The sequence below is a fragment of the Pseudoalteromonas sp. SR43-5 genome (genome assembly GCF_014163835.1).
GTDB classification, from domain to species: domain Bacteria; phylum Pseudomonadota; class Gammaproteobacteria; order Enterobacterales; family Alteromonadaceae; genus Pseudoalteromonas; species Pseudoalteromonas distincta.
The window spans coordinates 56990-75042 of record NZ_JACJEA010000024.1 but is presented as its reverse complement, the minus strand read 5'-3'; the positions used below and the strand labels follow the sequence as shown (position 1 = coordinate 75042).

Genomic DNA, 18053 nt, shown 5'->3' with positions numbered 1-18053 from the left:
CGAACTCAGTAGTGAAACGAAACAGCGCCGATGATAGTGTAGCATTTGCTATGTGAAAGTAGGACATTACCAGGCTTCAAATTGTAGAGAGCCCGACTAGAAATAGTCGGGCTTTTTTACGTCTGAAGAAAAGTAAAATACGCGCAATTAACACACTCACATCAACACCTATCACGTAGGTCGGGCGAGCACAGCGACTCCCGACACAAAGAGAGTGTAGCATTTCACTGTGACTCTCCACCGCTGTGGGCACTACGACATCACAAGGCTTAAAATTGTAGAGAGCCCGACTAGAAATAGTCGGTTTTTTTACGTCTGCAGAAAATGAAATGTGCGAATTAACACACTCATAGCAACACCATCACGTAGGTCGGGCGAGCACAGCGACTCCCGACGTTAAAATCACATTATAGTGTTCTTATTTCACGAGCTGGATTACCCGCTACTACGGTATTAGCCATTACATTTTTAGTAACCACAGCACCCGCACCCACAATACTATTTTCGCCTATATTAACTCCAGCAAGAATAATAGCGCCTGCGCCAATCCATACGTTATTGCCTAACGCGATAGGTGCTGCAAAGTTTTCCTTATTAAGCCTTTCTGCTGGATTAGTAGCATGTGACACAGCTAAAAGCTGAACGTTCGGGCCTATTAAGCAGTCATCACCTATGGTGATTGAGTAATTGGCTAATGGCGAATCGAGAAGTGTGCAATTAACATTCATAAAAGTACGATCACCAATAACTATTTGATTGCCATAATCGCAATGAAAACCTGATTCTATAATTACCTCTTCACCGCATTGTGCGAACAGCTCTTTAATACGCTTTAAATTACCTTTGCTCGGGCTTTTATTGAATAATCGGCATATCTCGCCTGTTTGTTTTCTTTGCATTAAATATGGCTTAGTCACGCTATTAAATAATTTCATTGAGTTTGTTATTCATTTATATGCATACATTATTAAGTATTATCTCATGCTTATATATTTTACTGAAAAGTTGTTATTACCTTTTTGTATGGGCTAAAAAGGTTTTAAACAAATTTTGACTTTTATTATATTCCTTTTTAAAAAAGCTTTAATAATGTAAAATTCATGTTACAAGGAGTAAGTAATGAAATTAAATAAACTAACTAAATTATTCTGTTTAACAATTATTTTAGCCGGTTGTGGGGGAGGGGGTAATGATGCCAGCCAACCTGCTAATAATGATTCTGGTTCTTCTGGAAAAGCTAAATTTGTTAAGCCTGATTATCAAAATACGCCTACCTATGACGGTGAATTATCTTTATTCGAAATAACAGCAAGTAATGTAACTCAACTAACAACTCAGTACTCATATCTAATAGATAGCCTAAATTCCATAGTATTTGGAGAGGATTATCAAAATCTATTTCTCCACGACCCAGTGCTAGATAACCAATCTGATAATTTCGGTTGTGTTACTGGCTCTGCTGACATGAAAGAGGAAGAGGCTAATCAGCACTATATAATTACTTATAACAATTGCTCTGCTGCTGGGTGGGTTTTTAATGGGCAATCTGATATTTATATCGAAAACTCTAACGCTGAATTTGTTTTAGAATATGGGGTAGTACCTAGTTTAACAATTAGTAACGAAGTGCTTGGGGTTACCTATTTAACAGAAGGTTTTGCTATTGCTAATAGTCAGGGAGTAAATAGTGACAGTAGCGCTACTGTGAATATTCAATTTAAAGGTGCTGATGAAAATTCGCTTGATATTTTATTCTCTAATGTAAGGCTTGATGCTGTTTTAGATGCAACCAATGTTGGGTATGGTATTGGTTTTAATGGTGAAGTTTATTTTAGTGATTTAGGAAAACTAACAATAAAAACTGATGAGTTTTATCCAACCAATGATATATCTCTGCCTTCAATAATAGGAGCAAAGTACACCCTAATATCACAAAATACTGCCAGTGTAGATCTCAAAGCTAATGGCATTTCGACCATACATCTATCTAATGAATTTTTACCACTAGAGTTTTATTTAACTGACTTAGATAATGTTTATAACAATACTGCCAACTCTGTTCCTATAGCAAGTATTTCAGGCTCGAACAAAGCTCTACGACACTCTATCCTTACTCTTGATGCAACGCAGTCCAAGGACCCTGATTTTGAACCATTAGGTTATGAGTGGAAATTAATAACTTTTCCGCAGAATGCTAGTTGGCAACTTGGCACCGGTAGCAAAATTGACTTTATTGGAGACCTACCTGGCCTTTATCGTATTTCGTTAACAGTTGTAGACCCAAGTGGTGCAGAAAATACTGTGGAGCATGAGTTTAAATTAGAAAAACTGCCAGCAATTGTTTCTGACATTACTGCATATGATGAAATAGAATTAGGTGAACACTATACAGCCATTATTAACTTATCTAATGATGAGTTCGATGGTCCTTTTGAATACAAAATTGCTTATGGGCCAAGTAATATCTCGATTTCAGAACAAGGAGAGATTAATTGGTTAAGCAGCGCGCCTGACTTTGGTAGTAATTTAAACGTAAATTTTGCTGTTGATATCTCAAACTCTGACAATCAAATAAGAATTAAGCACCAAATCAACCTTCAATCACTCGGTGGCGTAGATAATCGCTCAGTTGGTTATGTGAACAACTCAACATCCAGTGTAGCTTCAATTAAGCTTTCGAACCAAAAAAGGGGTGTATTACGCGGTAATGATAATTATATCTTAAGTCTCAGTGAGACAGGGTTGCTAGAATACAATAAATGGATACCTCCCTTACCTTCAAATGTTGAGCATGTAGGTGCATTTCTTAATCAGTCAGGGACGCAACTAAATTGGCTAAGTATTACTTACAACCAAGAGGCAGCTAAGCATCAAATATTTTTAACTAATGAGGGCTCAAGTAGTTTGCTGATAGATGATGTTTCGGCTGAAAATTATAACTCTATGGTATTTGATTACAACGGCGATGGTATTGAAGATATTCTTCTTTCGGCGGGGCATTCGTATGATAGCTATCTTATTAATGGAAATGATCTTTCTATCACTACGCTTATTGTTGCGCCGGACCTTTCACTTAATTATTCAAATCGCTTGATTCAAGTTTGTGATTTGAATAACGACGGCTTTAAAGAGTTAATTGATAGGGAAAGTATATTTGATGTCAAACAGAACAAATACCTGATAGGACCCTATTCTGAATATAAATTTAAGGCATTTACCAGTGGTGATAATTGTCGTGTAACTAGATATAAGGCCTCCGAACATTATAGTGAACTAATATGGTGGGAAGGTGGTGAACTGCAGGTGGGTAGTGAAAAGTTTGAGACTAATTTCAATGATGGTATTTCGATTAGCCTTGAAGTAGATAGTCCTTATAGTCATGTTTATTTTTCTAATTCAAAAGAGCTTTATTACTTTGATCAGCAGTGGCAATTGTTCTCTGTATCTATTGCTGAAAACCCCATTGGGAGAGTAATAGGTGCTGTTGATTTTGATAATGATGGAATACAGTCATTATTAGTAAGCAAAACAGATAGTTTAGAAGGAAGTTATTTATACGAAGAATATGCGATGCAAAGCTTTAGCTATGAGAATGGGCTATGGCAGCTTGAGTATTCATCAGTGGCTCAAGGTCAACTTCCTAATCTTCATATTGTTGGTGCTGTTGATGATACGGTTAGCATTTCAGATTTTGGCCGTTCGGCTAAGGTAACGCACAATAATGCACCTGTTACTTTCACTGGAGAGATGCTGTTAACGCAAGATAATGAAAATCAAATTGAGTATTCATTAACTCAAATTAACAACGAGACATTTATTGTTAAACGCAATACAGGTTCAACCAGTGTAATTTGGCAAACTAGCGTTGCAGAAGTGACTTTTTCTAATTCGTATGACTTTGCTTTTACAGAGTCCGAAACACACTTGAGCTTTAAAAGTGATATTAGATATTACACAATAGCTAAACAAACAGGAGAAGTCGTATCAAGAGCCTACTTTCCTTACTTGCCGTCTGAGGAGTTGTCAAAAATAATAATAGGTTATTACGATTTAGGTATAGCTTTTTACGAAAATCCAAGCTTATCACCCATTTCAATTGACAGTAGCAATTGGCCTGTACCTTTAGATTTCTTACAAGAAACAACAAGCCATGTAGCGCATGTACATGCTATTCAGCTAGATTCAGATCCTCAACTAGAGCTAATAATTGATTATCGTACTTTTGGTACTTTCGATGAAGAAGGTGGTTTAATAGTATTAGATACGAAAACGAAAGCATTAGAAATTTTGGACGAACAACAAATTAAGGGCTTTACAATTTACCACAAAGAGAAAATCCTCGATGAAGCTATAGGTGGCGTTTATGGCCGAAACTATCTGGCGCATTACTCTATAGAAAAAACAATTAGCCTAGTGGATAAGTTATCAAATCAAGTTATTTGGGAGAGTCCACAAATCTCGAATAATTACCACGATGTATTAATTCAAAAAGATGAGCGTGATTCTTGGAGTTTATATCTTTTAGGTAGTGAGTTTTTAATATATCCTTATTTGAACTAAAAAATAATAGCGTGCTCAGTAATCTAGTTTCTAGCTCACTGAGCAAGTTAGAATGTTTCACCACATCTACATGCTGTTAAATTAAAAAGCGCACATTGCGCTTTTTTTACTCATTCACTTGCCATTTAGGTTGTTTCGTTTAAAATCGCATAACTTTCGAAATGAAACTTAATTCACGAGCTTTATGACTAAACGAAACACACAGCAGCGTCGTCACAATATACTGGTTCAAGTTAATGAATTAGGTGAAGTAGCCGTTGAAAAGTTAGCACAGCAGTTTCAAACATCTGAAGTAACCATTCGAAAAGATTTAACCGCGCTTGAAAAAAGTGGCTTATTGCTGCGCCGTTACGGCGGTGCTATTGCTCTGCCTAAAGAAATTGTTAGCGATGAAATAGATTCAAAGCGCAAAGTCGCAATAGCTAAGGCTGCAGCAAAACTTATAAAAGATCATAACCGCATTATTATTGATAGCGGGCGTACTACTGCTGCGATGATCCCCGAGCTTGCTGATAAGCGTGGGCTAGTTGTAATGACAAACGCAATTAAAGTAGCGAGTCGTTTATTAGCACTTGAGAACGAGCCAACACTTTTGATGACCGGTGGGACGTGGGATCCGCATTCTGAGTCGTTTCAGGGGCAAGTTGCCGAAAACGTATTATGCTCTTACGACTTTGATCAGCTCTTTATTGGTGCGGATGGTATAGATGTAAAACGTGGCACAACAACCTTTAATGAGTTAGTTGGTTTGAGCCAAGTAATGGCAAAAGCGGCTCGTGAAGTAATTGTAATGGTTGAATCAGATAAGATTGGCCGAAAAATACCAAATTTAGAATTACCGTGGAAAATAGTAACCACATTAATAACCGACAATGGCTTAGCAGATGAAAAGCGCAAAGCAATTGAGGCGTGTGGTGTAAAACTAATTTGCGCTGAATTTATTGAGTAGCCACAAAGTGGTAAATATACAAGATTATTGGAGAGATTATGTGTGGAATAGTTGGGGCAGTTGCAGAACGTCCAGTAAATAGAATACTGATTGAAGGGCTGAAGCGACTTGAATACCGTGGCTACGACTCTGCCGGTGTAGCACTACTAGAAGGCTCTACGCTAAATACTGTAAAAGCAGTAGGTAAAGTAGTTAACGTAGAAGCAGCTCTAGAAAAAGCAGGTGTTAGCGGTCATACAGGTATTGCACATACGCGCTGGGCAACACATGGTAGCGTTACAGAAGCAAATGCACACCCACATGTATCAAACAACCAGTTAGCACTTGTGCACAACGGTATTATTGAAAACCACGCAAGCTTACGCGCATCGCTTAAAGAAGAAGGCTACGAGTTTCTATCTGAAACCGATACCGAAGTAATGGTGCACTTAATTCATAAGCTTCGTAAGCAGCACACTAGTTTACTTACAGCAGTACAAGCTGCTGTTAAACAGTTTGAAGGCGCTTTTGGTACAGTTGTATTTGATAAAGCGAACGACAACGAAATCATTGTAGCGCGCTCAGGTAGCCCTCTTGTTATTGGTTTAGGCCTTGGCGAAAACTTTATAGCTTCTGATCAGTTAGCACTATTACCTGTTACTCGTAGCTTCATCTTTTTAGAAGAAGGCGATGTAGCGCGTATTACACGTGACACAGTAGAAATTTTTGATGAAAATGGCGACGCTGTAGAGCGTGAAGTGATTGAGTCAAACATTACACAAGATGCATCAGGCAAAGGCGACTACCGCCACTACATGCTAAAAGAAATCTACGAGCAACCACTTGCGGTACGTAATACCCTTGAAGGGCGTTTAAACGACGACCGCGTAGCAATTGATGCCTTTGGCGAAAGCGCTCAGCAAATATTTAAAGACGTAAAACACGTGCAAATTATTGCCTGTGGTACGTCTTACCATTCAGGTATGGTTGCACGTTATTGGCTTGAGCAATTTGCAGGCGTTAGCTGTAATGTAGAAATAGCTTCTGAATTTAGATACCGTCAGTCGTTTGTTCATGAAAATAGCTTACTTGTTACTATTTCTCAATCGGGTGAAACTGCCGATACGCTAGCTGCATTACGCCTAGCTAAAGAGCAAGGTTACATGGCCTCAATGACCATTTGTAACGTACCTGGTTCATCGCTTGTACGCGAATCAGACCTAGCCTTTATGACTAAAGCTGGCGCTGAAATAGGCGTGGCTTCTACTAAAGCATTTACAACGCAATTAGTTGGTTTGTTAATGCTTACTGCGTCTATAGCTCAAGAAAAACAGCTTGATCAAAGTGCTATTGTTAATGCTATAAAAGTACTACCTGCTAAGCTTGAAGAAACATTACTGCTTGCAGATGGCATTGCAGACCTTGCAGAAGAATTTGCCGACAAGCATCACTCACTGTTTTTAGGTCGTGGCTCACAATATCCAATCGCAATGGAAGGTGCGCTTAAGCTTAAAGAGATTTCGTACATTCACGCAGAAGCCTACGCAGCGGGCGAGCTAAAACATGGGCCACTTGCGCTTATAGATGCCGACATGCCAATTATTGTTGTAGCACCAAACAATGAGCTATTAGAAAAGCTTAAATCAAACGTAGAAGAAGTACGTGCACGTGGCGGCATTATTTACGTATTCGCAGATAAAGATTCACACTTTGAGTCAGACGACACAATGCGTGTTATCAACGTAAACCACACTGACGACATTATTGCGCCAATTGTTTACACACTGCCATTACAGTTACTGTCGTACTACGTAGCAGTAATTAAAGGTACCGACGTTGACCAACCACGTAATTTAGCTAAATCAGTTACTGTTGAGTAAAATCAATAGGTTGGTAATTACCTGTTAAAGATAAAAGGCGCTCAATGCGCCTTTTTTTGTACCTCAAAGCCTGTTAGATTAAATAACACACTATTTTCTAAAGGATTAGCTATGCGTTTATTCACTGCTATTTTTATATGTAGCTTATTTATAGTTTCTAATAACACTCTTGCAGAGCCTGATTTAAAACAGCAAACCATTAGCTATAAGCAACAAACGCATACTATCAATTCAGTAATTTTAAATGAGCTACGTACCGTTGTAGTTCAACTTCCAAAGAGTTACCAAGCTAATCCAAACAAAGTTTATCCAGTTATTTATCGCCTAGATGGCGCGGGTAACATACCGCTTATAAGTGCTGTAATGGATCGACTGCAAAATAATAATCTTGCGCCTGAGGTTATTATTGTCGCTATTGAAAACACCAATCGCTTAAGAGATTTATACCCCACAGTTAATAAAGAGCCACAAGGCCCGGTAGGTGAAGGTGGTGGTGCAGCAAGGTTTTTAGCATTTATTGAGCAAGAGCTTATGCCCTTAATTAATAAAAACTATCGTACGCATAACTTTAATGTGATTGCTGGGGGCTCAGCAGCAGGCGTGTTTGCACTTTATACTATGCAAGCTAACCCTGAGCTTTTCCAAGCGCATATTGCTTACAGCCCTGCCGTTTGGTGGAACTATGGCGCATCGGTAAAAAGTACAAAATCGTTTATAGCTAAAACAAAAGACCTGAATAACTACGTTTATATCAATATTGGCGAAGAAGCCGGCATAATGCGTGAAAGATACGATGAATTACAGCAATCACTGCAATCGCATAAAGTGCGAGAGCTACGCTTCTTTAGTAATGCGTTTGACGGTGTCTCGCATAACCTGACTTCCGTTGCTGGTGCATTTAATGCCTATCACAACTTATTTTTGCCTAAACAAATGCCCATAAGTGATTTAACTGACGATGTAGCCTCTATTGATGCTTATTATCAAAACTTATCTCAACAATGGGGCGAGCAGGTTGCGCCACCAGACCGCGCTGTTAGATCACTCGGTTATAACTTAACGGGCAGCAAGCAGTTTACCCGCGCTATAGAGGTGTTTAAGTACAATATAAAAAACTACCCAAAATCAGTCGATGCGCTTTCAGCCTTATCTTATGGCTATGAAATGCAGGGGGATACTCGTCAAGCGCTTGAAAATATGGAATCTGCTCTAGCAATTGCAGATGACTCATACCCTTATATAAATTACTTAAAAGAAACAAAAGCTAGACTACAAATAGCTTTAGGCAAAGACGAAACATAACCACTTTTTAATCCAACTCGATTGTTATATATTTAAAGAGAAAAGGGAGTAACAGCTTTTCTCTTTTTCTAAAACCACATTAAAATCACTAACCCCTACTTAACGGGTAATAAATACGCTAAAATTGCAGGCTATTTTAGTAATGAGCCCGCAAATTTTATGACCTCAGCCGCAAATCCTAGTAATTTCAACGATCTTGGCCTAATTCCAGAGCTAATTGCTCGATTGTCTGATCTTGAATACACACAACCTACACCTATTCAGGCACAAGCAATTCCGAGTATTTTGACGGGAAGTGACTTAATTGCGGGGGCAAATACTGGCTCAGGTAAAACAGCGACGTTTGCTTTACCTATGCTACAAACCCTATTTTTAGAGCTGGGCGCTAAAAATACTGCCAGCAAAGGTAACTTTGTTACTGGGCTTATTTTGGTACCTACTCGCGAGCTTGCAACGCAGGTGGCCGATAGCGTTAAATCGTATTCTGCTAACTTTAATGGCGCAATTAAAACGGTGGCCGTGTTTGGTGGTGTGTCGGTTAATACACAAATGCAGGCACTGCGCGGCGGCGCCGATATTATTGTTGCAACGCCAGGTCGTTTGCTTGATTTAATCTCAAGCAATGCTATTAAGCTCGATAAAGTGACGACCTTAGTGCTTGATGAAGCCGACCGTATGCTAAGCCTTGGCTTTACCGAAGAGCTGGCTGATCTTTTAGCGTTAATGCCTGCTAAAAAACAAACCATGTTGTTTTCAGCGACCTTCCCAGAGCAAGTTAAGCTATTAACACAAGAGCTTTTAAACGAGCCAGTTGAAATACAAGTTCAAAGCAAAGACGAAAGCACCTTAGTACAACGTGTTTTTACGGTTAATAAAGGCGAAAAAACCACGGTTTTAGCGCATTTAATTAAAACACATAAATGGCGCCAAGCATTGATTTTTGTGAACGCGAAAAAAGACTGTGAGCACCTAGCGGCTAAGCTTGAAAAACGCGGTGTTAACGCACAAGTTTTCCATGGTGATAAAGGCCAAAGTGAGCGTACTCGCGTAATTGAAAAATTTAAAGCTGGCGAAATCGAAGTACTTATAGCCACCGATATTGCTGCACGTGGTTTAGATATTGAAAAGCTGCCAGTGGTAATAAACTTTAATCTACCACGAAGTCCTTCTGATTATATGCACCGTATTGGTCGAAGCGGCCGTGCTGGTGAAGTAGGCTTAGCACTTTCATTGGTTGATTATGAAGATTTGCATCACTTTAAAATAATCGAGAAGAAAAACAAACTACGCCTAGAGCGTGAAGAAGTAACCGGTTTTGCTGTAAACCAAGCTAATCTTGATGCTGCCGAGGCGCTTAAAAATGAAAAGCCAATGGCAAAATCAGAAGGCACAGGCAAGAAAAAGAAAAAAAATAAAGCCGATGATATAGATGATGTATGGAGTGGCTGGCGCCGTAAGTAACAATAGAGCTAAATAAATAGCTGTAAAAAACCCGTAATTAGTAGACCTAATTACGGGTTTTTTGTTTTGTGGCTTTAACTTAAAGCGTTAGTTTTAAATTAATGGTCGTGATCTTCATCTTCTATTTCTTGTGCAATCCCTAACCAGGTAATGCTTGCAGGTGGAAAAGTTAACTCTAGCTCACTTTCAATTTCTAAGTCTTCAAGGTGTACTTGCACAACGTGCTGAGCAATAGGGTCGGCTACATAAGCAAACTGACCATTTTGTGCCACTGTCATGCTAAAGCTCATACCCTCAGGCATGGTTGATACATCTTGCTCGGTAATATCAACTTGGCCTTCATGCTCCCAATGCATTTCGCCATCATGGTCGTGTGCGCTAAATACATTTAAAAAGCCTAAGCTGTCTAATATTAAAAAGTGCTCGCCATGGGCAGAAAAAGAGTACGACACAGCACTTGCGCCATCGGCTAGTTGCCATTCTAATTCTTCCATTTGTGCTGTTGCTGGGTTAATAGTTACAATTACGGCTTCGCCGCCACCATGGCCAGACGCTACACCAATAAAGGTCTCGATATCTTCGTGGCCATAAATACTACCAATACGTAAATCGCCAACGGCTGCAATATTCGCTATTTTTTCAGCTTCGTATTCATCTTCGTGCTGGTGGGCTAATAACACGCCATCGCTACAACCAAATATTACATAGTCATGGTTTTGTGCTGCACCGTGTAAATCAGAGCACGTAACTTCTAAGGTTTGTTCAAGCTCGTATTCACCATCATGAAAATGATAAACACCTACTTGGTCTGGCAATACTTTAGCAACCGATGTGCTTTCGCTGTCATCACGGCGAATGGTTGATAATAAATGCTCACCGCGAGGCTCTGCTACACCGTGCATATTAATATCGTAGCTAATACCAGGCAGGCTTGCTGTTGCGCTTGTTATGTTGTTATCTGTTAATACTTCAACAGAGGCAACCGTGCCTGAGTCTGCATCACCATCATAAAAAACAGCTAATTGCCCGTCGTGAGTTATTAAATGTGTAGGGCGACTACCACTTGTTAACTCATAGCTGCTAGCCGCTGGGCTTTGCTCGTAATCGTGCAGGTGCTCGCCATGGTCTTCACGCCATAAACCACCATCAATAAAGCCTAAGTAATCTTGTGCGCGGCTTGCAATAACGGCATAACGAAAATCAGGTGATGACGACATCGTGTTTGAATCATTCGTCAGGGTAAATGTTTCAAGAAGTGAGTTGTCATCTAGGTCATAAAAACTGGCTTCGTTGCTGTTGCCTGCCAGTACAGCTAACCTGCCTAATGAGTCAATAGTGTAGCCATCATCATGGTCGTGATCATCATCGTCATGATCGTGCTCGTCTTCTACAACAATAGGATCTTTTTCTACAATATTGGTCTCTGCATCGCTACAGGCTGTAATAAATGTAGTGCTAATAGCCAGTGCAATAAGCTTTAATTTGTATAGTTTTTTCATGTTTATTTCCTTTAATTATAATTTTTTAATGCTTAAAAATAACCGCGAATGCCTAGCGCAAAGCTACGCCCTGGACGTGGTGCTATATCTTTTACAAACGAGCTGTGCACGCGTGCTTCTGTATCTGTTAAGTTAGTGCCTCGTAGGTACACAGACATATCTTGGTTTAATACTGAAAGGTCATAAGAGATGCTTGCATCAACCAATGTGTAACCGCCTGTGGCTGTTTCTTGTGGGGCTGTGCGGTCTTGCTTTTGATAGCGAGTAACGTGAATATGCGCACTTAATTTATCTGTTTGATAGCTTAACTCGCTACCAAAACGAAGCGGTGGTGTACGGGGTAAATCGCCGCCGTCTTTAAGGCGTGCACGCACGTAATCAGAGAATAAATCTACTTTAAATTCATCGGTTAATTGCCACGCAATTTGCGCTTCAAAACCGTGTAAAATTACGTCGTCTGTTTTAAATAAATAAACAGGTAGCTCTGATGAATGGTCGTGTTCGTCAGCGCCTTCTTCTTCATCGCCATGGTCGTGTCCACTTTCTGCGTATAAACCAGTGTCTATTTGGTAATAATAGTTATCTACTTGGTTGTAAAAGGCATTTAGAATAAAGCCAACATCGCCTTGAGTTTTACGTAGGGTTAAATCGATATTATTGGCTGTTTCCAGATCTATTGCTTGATCAGATAAACCCAAATGGCCATCTTCATCTAAATCAAATAGTGCGCCTACTTCGTATGTGCCAGTACCAATGTGCGGCCCAAACGATAATAATTCAGAAGCAGAAGGCGCACGTTCAGAGCGCGATACCGAAAGCCCTAAGTTATAGTTAGGTGTAAAATCCCATACTACCCCTGCCGATAAACTGACTGGTGTAAATTCATGCTCTACGTCAAATACGCGAGTGGTTTCTGCGCTTTCTTCGTGGTCGTGATCATGCTCGTCGGTTTCTTGCGCTTCATCATGTGCGTGAGCGTCAATATTTGGCAGTAATACGTCGCCAGCTGCAATTGTTACACGCTCTATGCGCCCACCTAACTGCACTAAAAAATCCCCAAAGTGCCTTTCTTCCATTAGTGCTACAGCAAAGCTTTCGGTTTTAGATGGAGGCGTAAAGGCCTCTTCACCTTGTGCTTCAACATCGCTTTGCTTGTAATGAAAGCTAATGCCGCCATTCCACTCGCTAAATTGGTTATGTAGTAGGTCTATACGTAATTCGTTTGTTTCGTTTTTAAAAGTAGTGCCTACTGCGCCACCCTCAATTTCAGCGTGTTCGTAGTCAGTGTGGCCAACACGCAGGTTTACTTTGTTTAGCCATTTATTATCTAGGTTGTACTCACCTAATAATTGCACTTTAGTTTGCTCTAAATCAGCAAATACGCTTTCTTCTTCGTCGCTATGTTCTTCCTCTTCTTCATCGCCGTGCGTATGGCCCGGAATACCGTATTGACGATTAAATTGCTCTACTGCTAAGCCAATAAAGCCGTTATCCATTAAATAGCTAGCGCCAACAGTAAAACCGTCAGACTCTTCATTACTGTTTTCAACTTTGTAATCGCCACTATGCTCTTCACCGTCGCTATCTATATCAGCAGCTACAGGTACCTCGTAGTCATCGGCTTCACGCCAAAATGCATCGGCGTAAAAAGCCATTGAGTCTGTGCCAGTGGTGGCATTAAACGAGGCCACTTTTTGATTATCTACCGAGTTATGTTCTAGGTTCCATTCACCACGCGTGGTGCTGTCGGTGGGTACGCGGTTATCTACTACATTTACTACGCCACCAATGGCGCCACTGCCATAAAACAGTGTTGCAGGGCCGCGTAATACTTCAATTTGTTGTGCGGTAGACGCCTCTGATGCAACAGAGTGATCGGGGCCAACGCGCGACACATCACTTACATCAAGGCCATTTTGAGTAATAAGTACACGAGGGCCGCTTAAACCACGAATAATAGGTGTGCTGGCTACCTTCCCGTGAAAGTTAGTATTAACGCCTGGAAGTTTTTCAAGGCTGTCGCCAAGGGTTGCTGCTTGTTGTCGTCTTAGTTGTTCGCCAGATAAAACACTAACAGGCGACGCAGATTCCATTGCCGACATATGAATAGGGGTTGCTTCAATATCAATAACTTCAATAGGCGAGCGCTTTAAATTAAAAGTAACCGATTGGTTTTCATCATTCGTTATTGTTATATCGCGATGAAGGTGAGCATAACCAGGGGCTACAACATGTAGCTCTTTTAAGCCATTGTTTAGCTCTGCTATTACAAATTTACCGTTTTCATCGGTGGTTACTTTAAGGTCTGAGCCTTCAACTTCTACTGTTGCATTGGTAACTACTTTACCTTTGTTGTTTAAAACAACGCCCTCTATTGTGGATGCAAGCACACTTGCAGGTAATAAAGCTGCTATGAGAACAGCTAATTGTGATCTACGTTTCATTTGACTACCTTGGTGGATGTTATATTATATCAATTATGTGGGATATGTTATAATGTATCAATAGTAATTAACTGATGTTATTAAAATGTCTCTTTAAAAGTAACGTTTTTGAGTGGAGACACTGATTTAGTAGAGGAAATAATGAAGTCGAGTCAAAGTGTTATGGATCGTATGGCAATTGGGTTATCGGTAATGTGCACAGTACATTGTTTTGCAACCCCGGTTATTTTAGCGTTATTACCAAGCTTTGCCGTATTGCAAATAGATAGTGAGCAGTTTCATTTATGGATTCTTGCGGCGGTACTGCCAACAAGTTTATTGGCATTAAGCTTAGGCTGTAAAAAGCATAAGCGTTTACGTTATATGGCCTGCGGCGTTATTGGGTTAGCCTTTATGATATGTGCGGTATTGCTAGGGCATGAGGTTGCCGAAAAAGCGTTTACTTTAATTGGGTCGGCGTTTATTGCTGTAGCTCATTGGTTTAATTACCAACAATGCCTTAAACAAAATGACGATAACTGCCCGTGTTCAAGCGCTGAAACTGATCAGGCAGCTTAGCGTTATCAGTGCTACAAACAGCTAACATGTAGCACTGCCTTTCAATATTTAACTTTTTTTTTAATAGCCTAAAGCTAAAAGTGAGTTAAAGTAGTCATTCAATATCGATTATTACGCTTGGCTTAGGTTAATTAATATAAATGAATACTGCTTTAAAATACTTGCTGTTACTCTGCGCTTTAATGTGTTTTAAATTAAGCGCAAATACCCCGTACCAAATCCCTAGAAGTAGTGTTATTGAGTTAACTGAGCCTGCTACTAAACGGGTATATCCTGTTTTTATTCAGCTCCCTAAGTCATATAAAAAGCATCCTGAAAAAATATATCCAGTTATTTATTTAACCGATGCACCGTATACGTTTTCTATTGTGGCGGGTGCTACACGATTTCCTATGAATAGCGGCAATATGCAAGAGGCTATTATTGTGGCCATTAGCTACGAAAAAGGATCTAGAGGGTCTAATAGTCGAATTAGAGACTACACCGCAAATAAGGCTCAAAGCTGGAAAAAGCAAACCGGTAACGCTCAAAATCATGCGCTGTTTTTTAAAAATACTGTGCTGCCATTTATACAAAGTAACTACCGAGCAAGTAGCACACAAAAAACCTATATAGGTAATTCTTTAGGCGGGTTATTTGGTGCCACTATTTTATTTACGATGCCCGATTTATTTAACAATTATATTATTGGCAGCCCATCGGTTTGGTTTAACAGCAATGCAGTATTAGCGCTACAAGCACATAAGCCTAAAGTGCCTATAAAGGTTTATATATCGGTAGGGGCAAAGGAAACGCTAAGCTTTGGTGAAGGGCAAAATATGGTGGCAGGGGCAAAGCTATTAACGCAAAAAATTAATGCACTTAGCAGTGACAATATTGAATTAAAAAGCGTTGTTATTGAAGGGGCGAGCCATGCAACCGCATTTCCTACTACAGCAATACAAGGGCTTGATTGGGTGTTGGGAATGACACCAATCGACTTAAATATTTAATCATTCTAGCGTGCTAAATAGAGCGCTAACAGCGTTATAAATTTCTCATGTAGAACAGCTACATGTCGATATTTATGCCTTGTTATCACGCTACTTATCTGTCGCTATAAATGCCTAATAAATTAACACGATTGGTGTAGCCAATAAGCCCTAAAAGCTTAGGCGCTTTCAAGTTCCTTTTTCCAGTTTACCAGCACTTCAATAAACTCAGGGCCTATACCACAGCAGCCACCAATAATGCTTGCGCCCTGGCTGTGCCATTTTTTAGCAAAGTCTAGATATTCTGAAGGTGAAATATCGCGATACGCTTGTGAGCCTTCGTTGGCTTTGTAATCGCGTGCTATAGGTATAAAGCCATTAGCAAACGCCCCTAAAACAACACTTTTATTTTGCTTGGCTAATACTGCGTTGGTATCGCTAAAGGCTTGCTCTATAACTTCAGGTATTGAACAGTTAAAGAAAATACCAGCAACATTTTGTTGAAGCAAAGCCGTTACTGCGTCACTTACCAGCTCACCAGAGCGAAGTGTCGCTTGCTCGCTTATCACATCAGTTAAAGTAAATGCGTAATAACATGGCTTGTTTGAGCCTTTAAGGACGCTTGCCATAACGTGCGCCTCTTCAATGCTCGATATAGTTTCGCCAATCCATAAATTTACGTGCTCGTCTTGCGCTTTGTATAGTGTATCTAAAATAGTAAATGCGCGTTCGCTTTCAAATAGTTCAGGGCGGTAAGAGCCAAGTGCTGGTGGTAATGAACCTGCTACTAATACATTTTGTTTAGCATTTTGAGCTACTTCTTTTGCAATAACGGCAGCTTGCTGTGCAAGGGCTGCGCCTTGAGCTTGATATAGCTCTTCACCTAAATGAAAGGGCACACAGGCGTAGCTGTTAGCTGTAATTATTTCAGCACCGGCATCTATAAAACCTTGGTGTGCTTGGGTTACAAAATGCGGGGCTTCTATTAATGCTTGTGCGCTCCAAAGTGGCTGTGAAAACGGTGCGCCAATGCGCTTAAGTTCACGTCCCATGCCGCCATCTAAAATTGTTACCTTTTTCACTTATGGACTTCTATATGTCTAAATAATATGGCGCTATTCAAACATATTTTTTAAAAAATTATAATGAAACTTCATCAGGTTGAGCATGAATAAAGCTAAACCTATTAAATGAGTTATAAAAATGCACAAAAAAAGCGACTACCTAATAAGGTGTCGCTTTTTAGTAAGTATGATTAGCTTACTTATAAAAGGCTTCAACAGTGCCTTTTCTTGTAAGTAAAAGAGGTTGTCCGCGACGATCAAGCCCTTTTGGAGATGCAAACTTTATCCAACCTTCACTGATGCAGTATTCTTCAACATCAAAACGCTCTTTGCCGTTGAACGTGATACCAATATCGTGTTCAAAAACTTCTTCCACATGATGTGGGCTACGTGGGTTGATAGAAAGGCGATCTGGTAAAGCAGGTTTTGCGGTAGTGTCGTTCATGGTCATATTCTATATTGAATGAAGTATGCGCTATTGTAGGCAATACAACGCTTTCGCTCAAGAGAGATAGTAGTAAATGTGTTTAAAAATGTACTAATTAATGAGTTGTGTATACAAATGAGATTGCGCTTGGAAAATATTTACAGAGGAGGTTTTGAAGATATTCGACTAAATAATTATAAAGGTAAATATATTAGTGGGTTATCTCTAACCCACTAAATTGTTTAGCAATTAGATGCTAACAATGTTCTCGGCTTGTGGGCCTTTTTGACCTTGAGTAACAGTAAACTGTACACGTTGGCCTTCAGCTAAAGTTTTGAAACCGTCGCCAGAGATTGCGCTAAAATGTGCAAAAACGTCTGCGCCAGATTCTTGCTCGATAAAACCAAAACCTTTTGCTTCGTTAAACCATTTTACTGAACCAGTAGTTGTATTAGACATAATATGTTTCCTAAAAATTAATATAAGTGTGCCTGAAAAGAGGCGATTGAGCCGGAAAAAATAGTTAACTTGAGGATATCGTGCAGGATTATTACTAAAACAACTCGGTACTAACAAATAAAACAAAACTTCTTTCAAACTAGTATTCAAAATGGGTTATTGCTAACCCATTTTACGAAAGCAATTAGATGCTAACGATGTTTTCAGCTTGTGGGCCTTTTTGACCTTGAGTAACAGTAAACTGTACACGTTGGCCTTCAGCTAAAGTTTTGAAACCGTCGCCAGAGATTGCGCTGAAATGTGCGAAAACATCAGGACCAGATTCTTGCTCGATGAAACCAAAACCTTTTGCTTCGTTGAAAAATTTAACTGTACCAGTTGTAGTTGTAGACATAATAGTATCCTAAGGATTAATAAAAGTGCGCCTTAAATTAGGCAATTTAACAGGAAGAAAACATACATTTAACTGAGGATAACGCGAAGGATTATTACTAAAACAA

The 18053-nt window shown here is 39.7% G+C and carries 14 protein-coding genes; 7 read left to right on the top strand and 7 right to left on the bottom strand.

Annotated elements, in window-relative coordinates:
- Positions 1-407: 407 nt before the first annotated feature.
- On the bottom strand, positions 408-935 hold the full coding sequence (locus H5090_RS14755) for a sugar O-acetyltransferase (RefSeq protein ID WP_024596997.1): 528 nt from the start codon (positions 933-935) through the stop codon (positions 408-410).
- Between the two features lie 184 nt (positions 936-1119).
- On the opposite strand from H5090_RS14755, the gene H5090_RS14750 reads away from it, so the two are divergent.
- The 5 genes from H5090_RS14750 (at position 1120) to H5090_RS14730 (ending at position 10131) form a co-directional block, all read left to right on the top strand.
- The gene (locus H5090_RS14750; RefSeq protein ID WP_182696080.1) at positions 1120-4560 is read left to right on the top strand and encodes a VCBS repeat-containing protein; all 3441 of its coding nucleotides are present in this window, start codon (positions 1120-1122) and stop codon (positions 4558-4560) included.
- Between the two features lie 184 nt (positions 4561-4744).
- Positions 4745-5509 (top strand): DeoR/GlpR family DNA-binding transcription regulator, encoded by a 765-nt coding sequence (locus H5090_RS14745; RefSeq protein WP_024596999.1) that lies wholly within the window; start codon positions 4745-4747, stop codon positions 5507-5509.
- A gap of 38 nt (positions 5510-5547) precedes the next feature.
- Complete coding sequence (gene glmS / locus H5090_RS14740) at positions 5548-7368, top strand: glutamine--fructose-6-phosphate transaminase (isomerizing) (protein WP_182693291.1); 1821 nt, start codon at positions 5548-5550, stop codon at positions 7366-7368.
- Between the two features lie 111 nt (positions 7369-7479).
- Positions 7480-8670, top strand: a complete 1191-nt coding sequence (locus H5090_RS14735; RefSeq protein ID WP_182696079.1) for an alpha/beta hydrolase-fold protein — start codon at positions 7480-7482, stop codon at positions 8668-8670.
- A 159-nt stretch (positions 8671-8829) separates the two neighbouring features.
- A complete protein-coding gene (locus H5090_RS14730) occupies positions 8830-10131 on the top strand; it encodes a DEAD/DEAH box helicase (RefSeq protein WP_182696078.1) in 1302 nt (433 codons plus the stop codon).
- A gap of 98 nt (positions 10132-10229) precedes the next feature.
- Here the strand turns inward: H5090_RS14730 and H5090_RS14725 are convergent, their stop codons facing one another.
- Positions 10230-11630: a 5-methyltetrahydrofolate--homocysteine methyltransferase gene (locus H5090_RS14725; RefSeq protein WP_182696077.1), complete on the bottom strand. Its 1401-nt coding sequence runs from the start codon at positions 11628-11630 to the stop codon at positions 10230-10232.
- A 32-nt stretch (positions 11631-11662) separates the two neighbouring features.
- Positions 11663-14074 (bottom strand): TonB-dependent receptor, encoded by a 2412-nt coding sequence (locus tag H5090_RS14720; RefSeq protein ID WP_182696076.1) that lies wholly within the window; start codon positions 14072-14074, stop codon positions 11663-11665.
- A gap of 141 nt (positions 14075-14215) precedes the next feature.
- Here H5090_RS14720 and H5090_RS14715 point away from each other — a divergent pair, with 141 nt between their 5' ends.
- Together H5090_RS14715 and H5090_RS14710 are read left to right on the top strand one after the other, a co-directional pair.
- Positions 14216-14632: a MerC domain-containing protein gene (locus tag H5090_RS14715; protein WP_182696082.1), complete on the top strand. Its 417-nt coding sequence runs from the start codon at positions 14216-14218 to the stop codon at positions 14630-14632.
- Between the two features lie 140 nt (positions 14633-14772).
- Entirely contained in the window at positions 14773-15624 is an 852-nt protein-coding gene (locus H5090_RS14710; RefSeq protein ID WP_182696075.1) for an alpha/beta hydrolase, read from the top strand.
- Between the two features lie 158 nt (positions 15625-15782).
- On the opposite strand, the gene H5090_RS14705 is transcribed toward H5090_RS14710, so the two are convergent.
- The 4 genes from H5090_RS14705 to H5090_RS14690 all read right to left on the bottom strand — a co-directional run bounded on the left by H5090_RS14705 (position 15783) and on the right by H5090_RS14690 (position 17947).
- Positions 15783-16685 (bottom strand): homocysteine S-methyltransferase family protein, encoded by a 903-nt coding sequence (locus H5090_RS14705; protein WP_182696074.1) that lies wholly within the window; start codon positions 16683-16685, stop codon positions 15783-15785.
- A gap of 178 nt (positions 16686-16863) precedes the next feature.
- Positions 16864-17112 carry a DUF3297 family protein gene (locus tag H5090_RS14700; RefSeq protein WP_002963088.1) on the bottom strand — a complete coding sequence of 83 codons (249 nt, stop codon included), beginning with the start codon at positions 17110-17112 and terminating at the stop codon, positions 16864-16866.
- Between the two features lie 231 nt (positions 17113-17343).
- Positions 17344-17553 (bottom strand): cold-shock protein, encoded by a 210-nt coding sequence (locus H5090_RS14695; protein WP_007580429.1) that lies wholly within the window; start codon positions 17551-17553, stop codon positions 17344-17346.
- Between the two features lie 184 nt (positions 17554-17737).
- Positions 17738-17947: a cold-shock protein gene (locus H5090_RS14690; protein WP_024595869.1), complete on the bottom strand. Its 210-nt coding sequence runs from the start codon at positions 17945-17947 to the stop codon at positions 17738-17740.
- Positions 17948-18053: the final 106 nt, after the last annotated feature.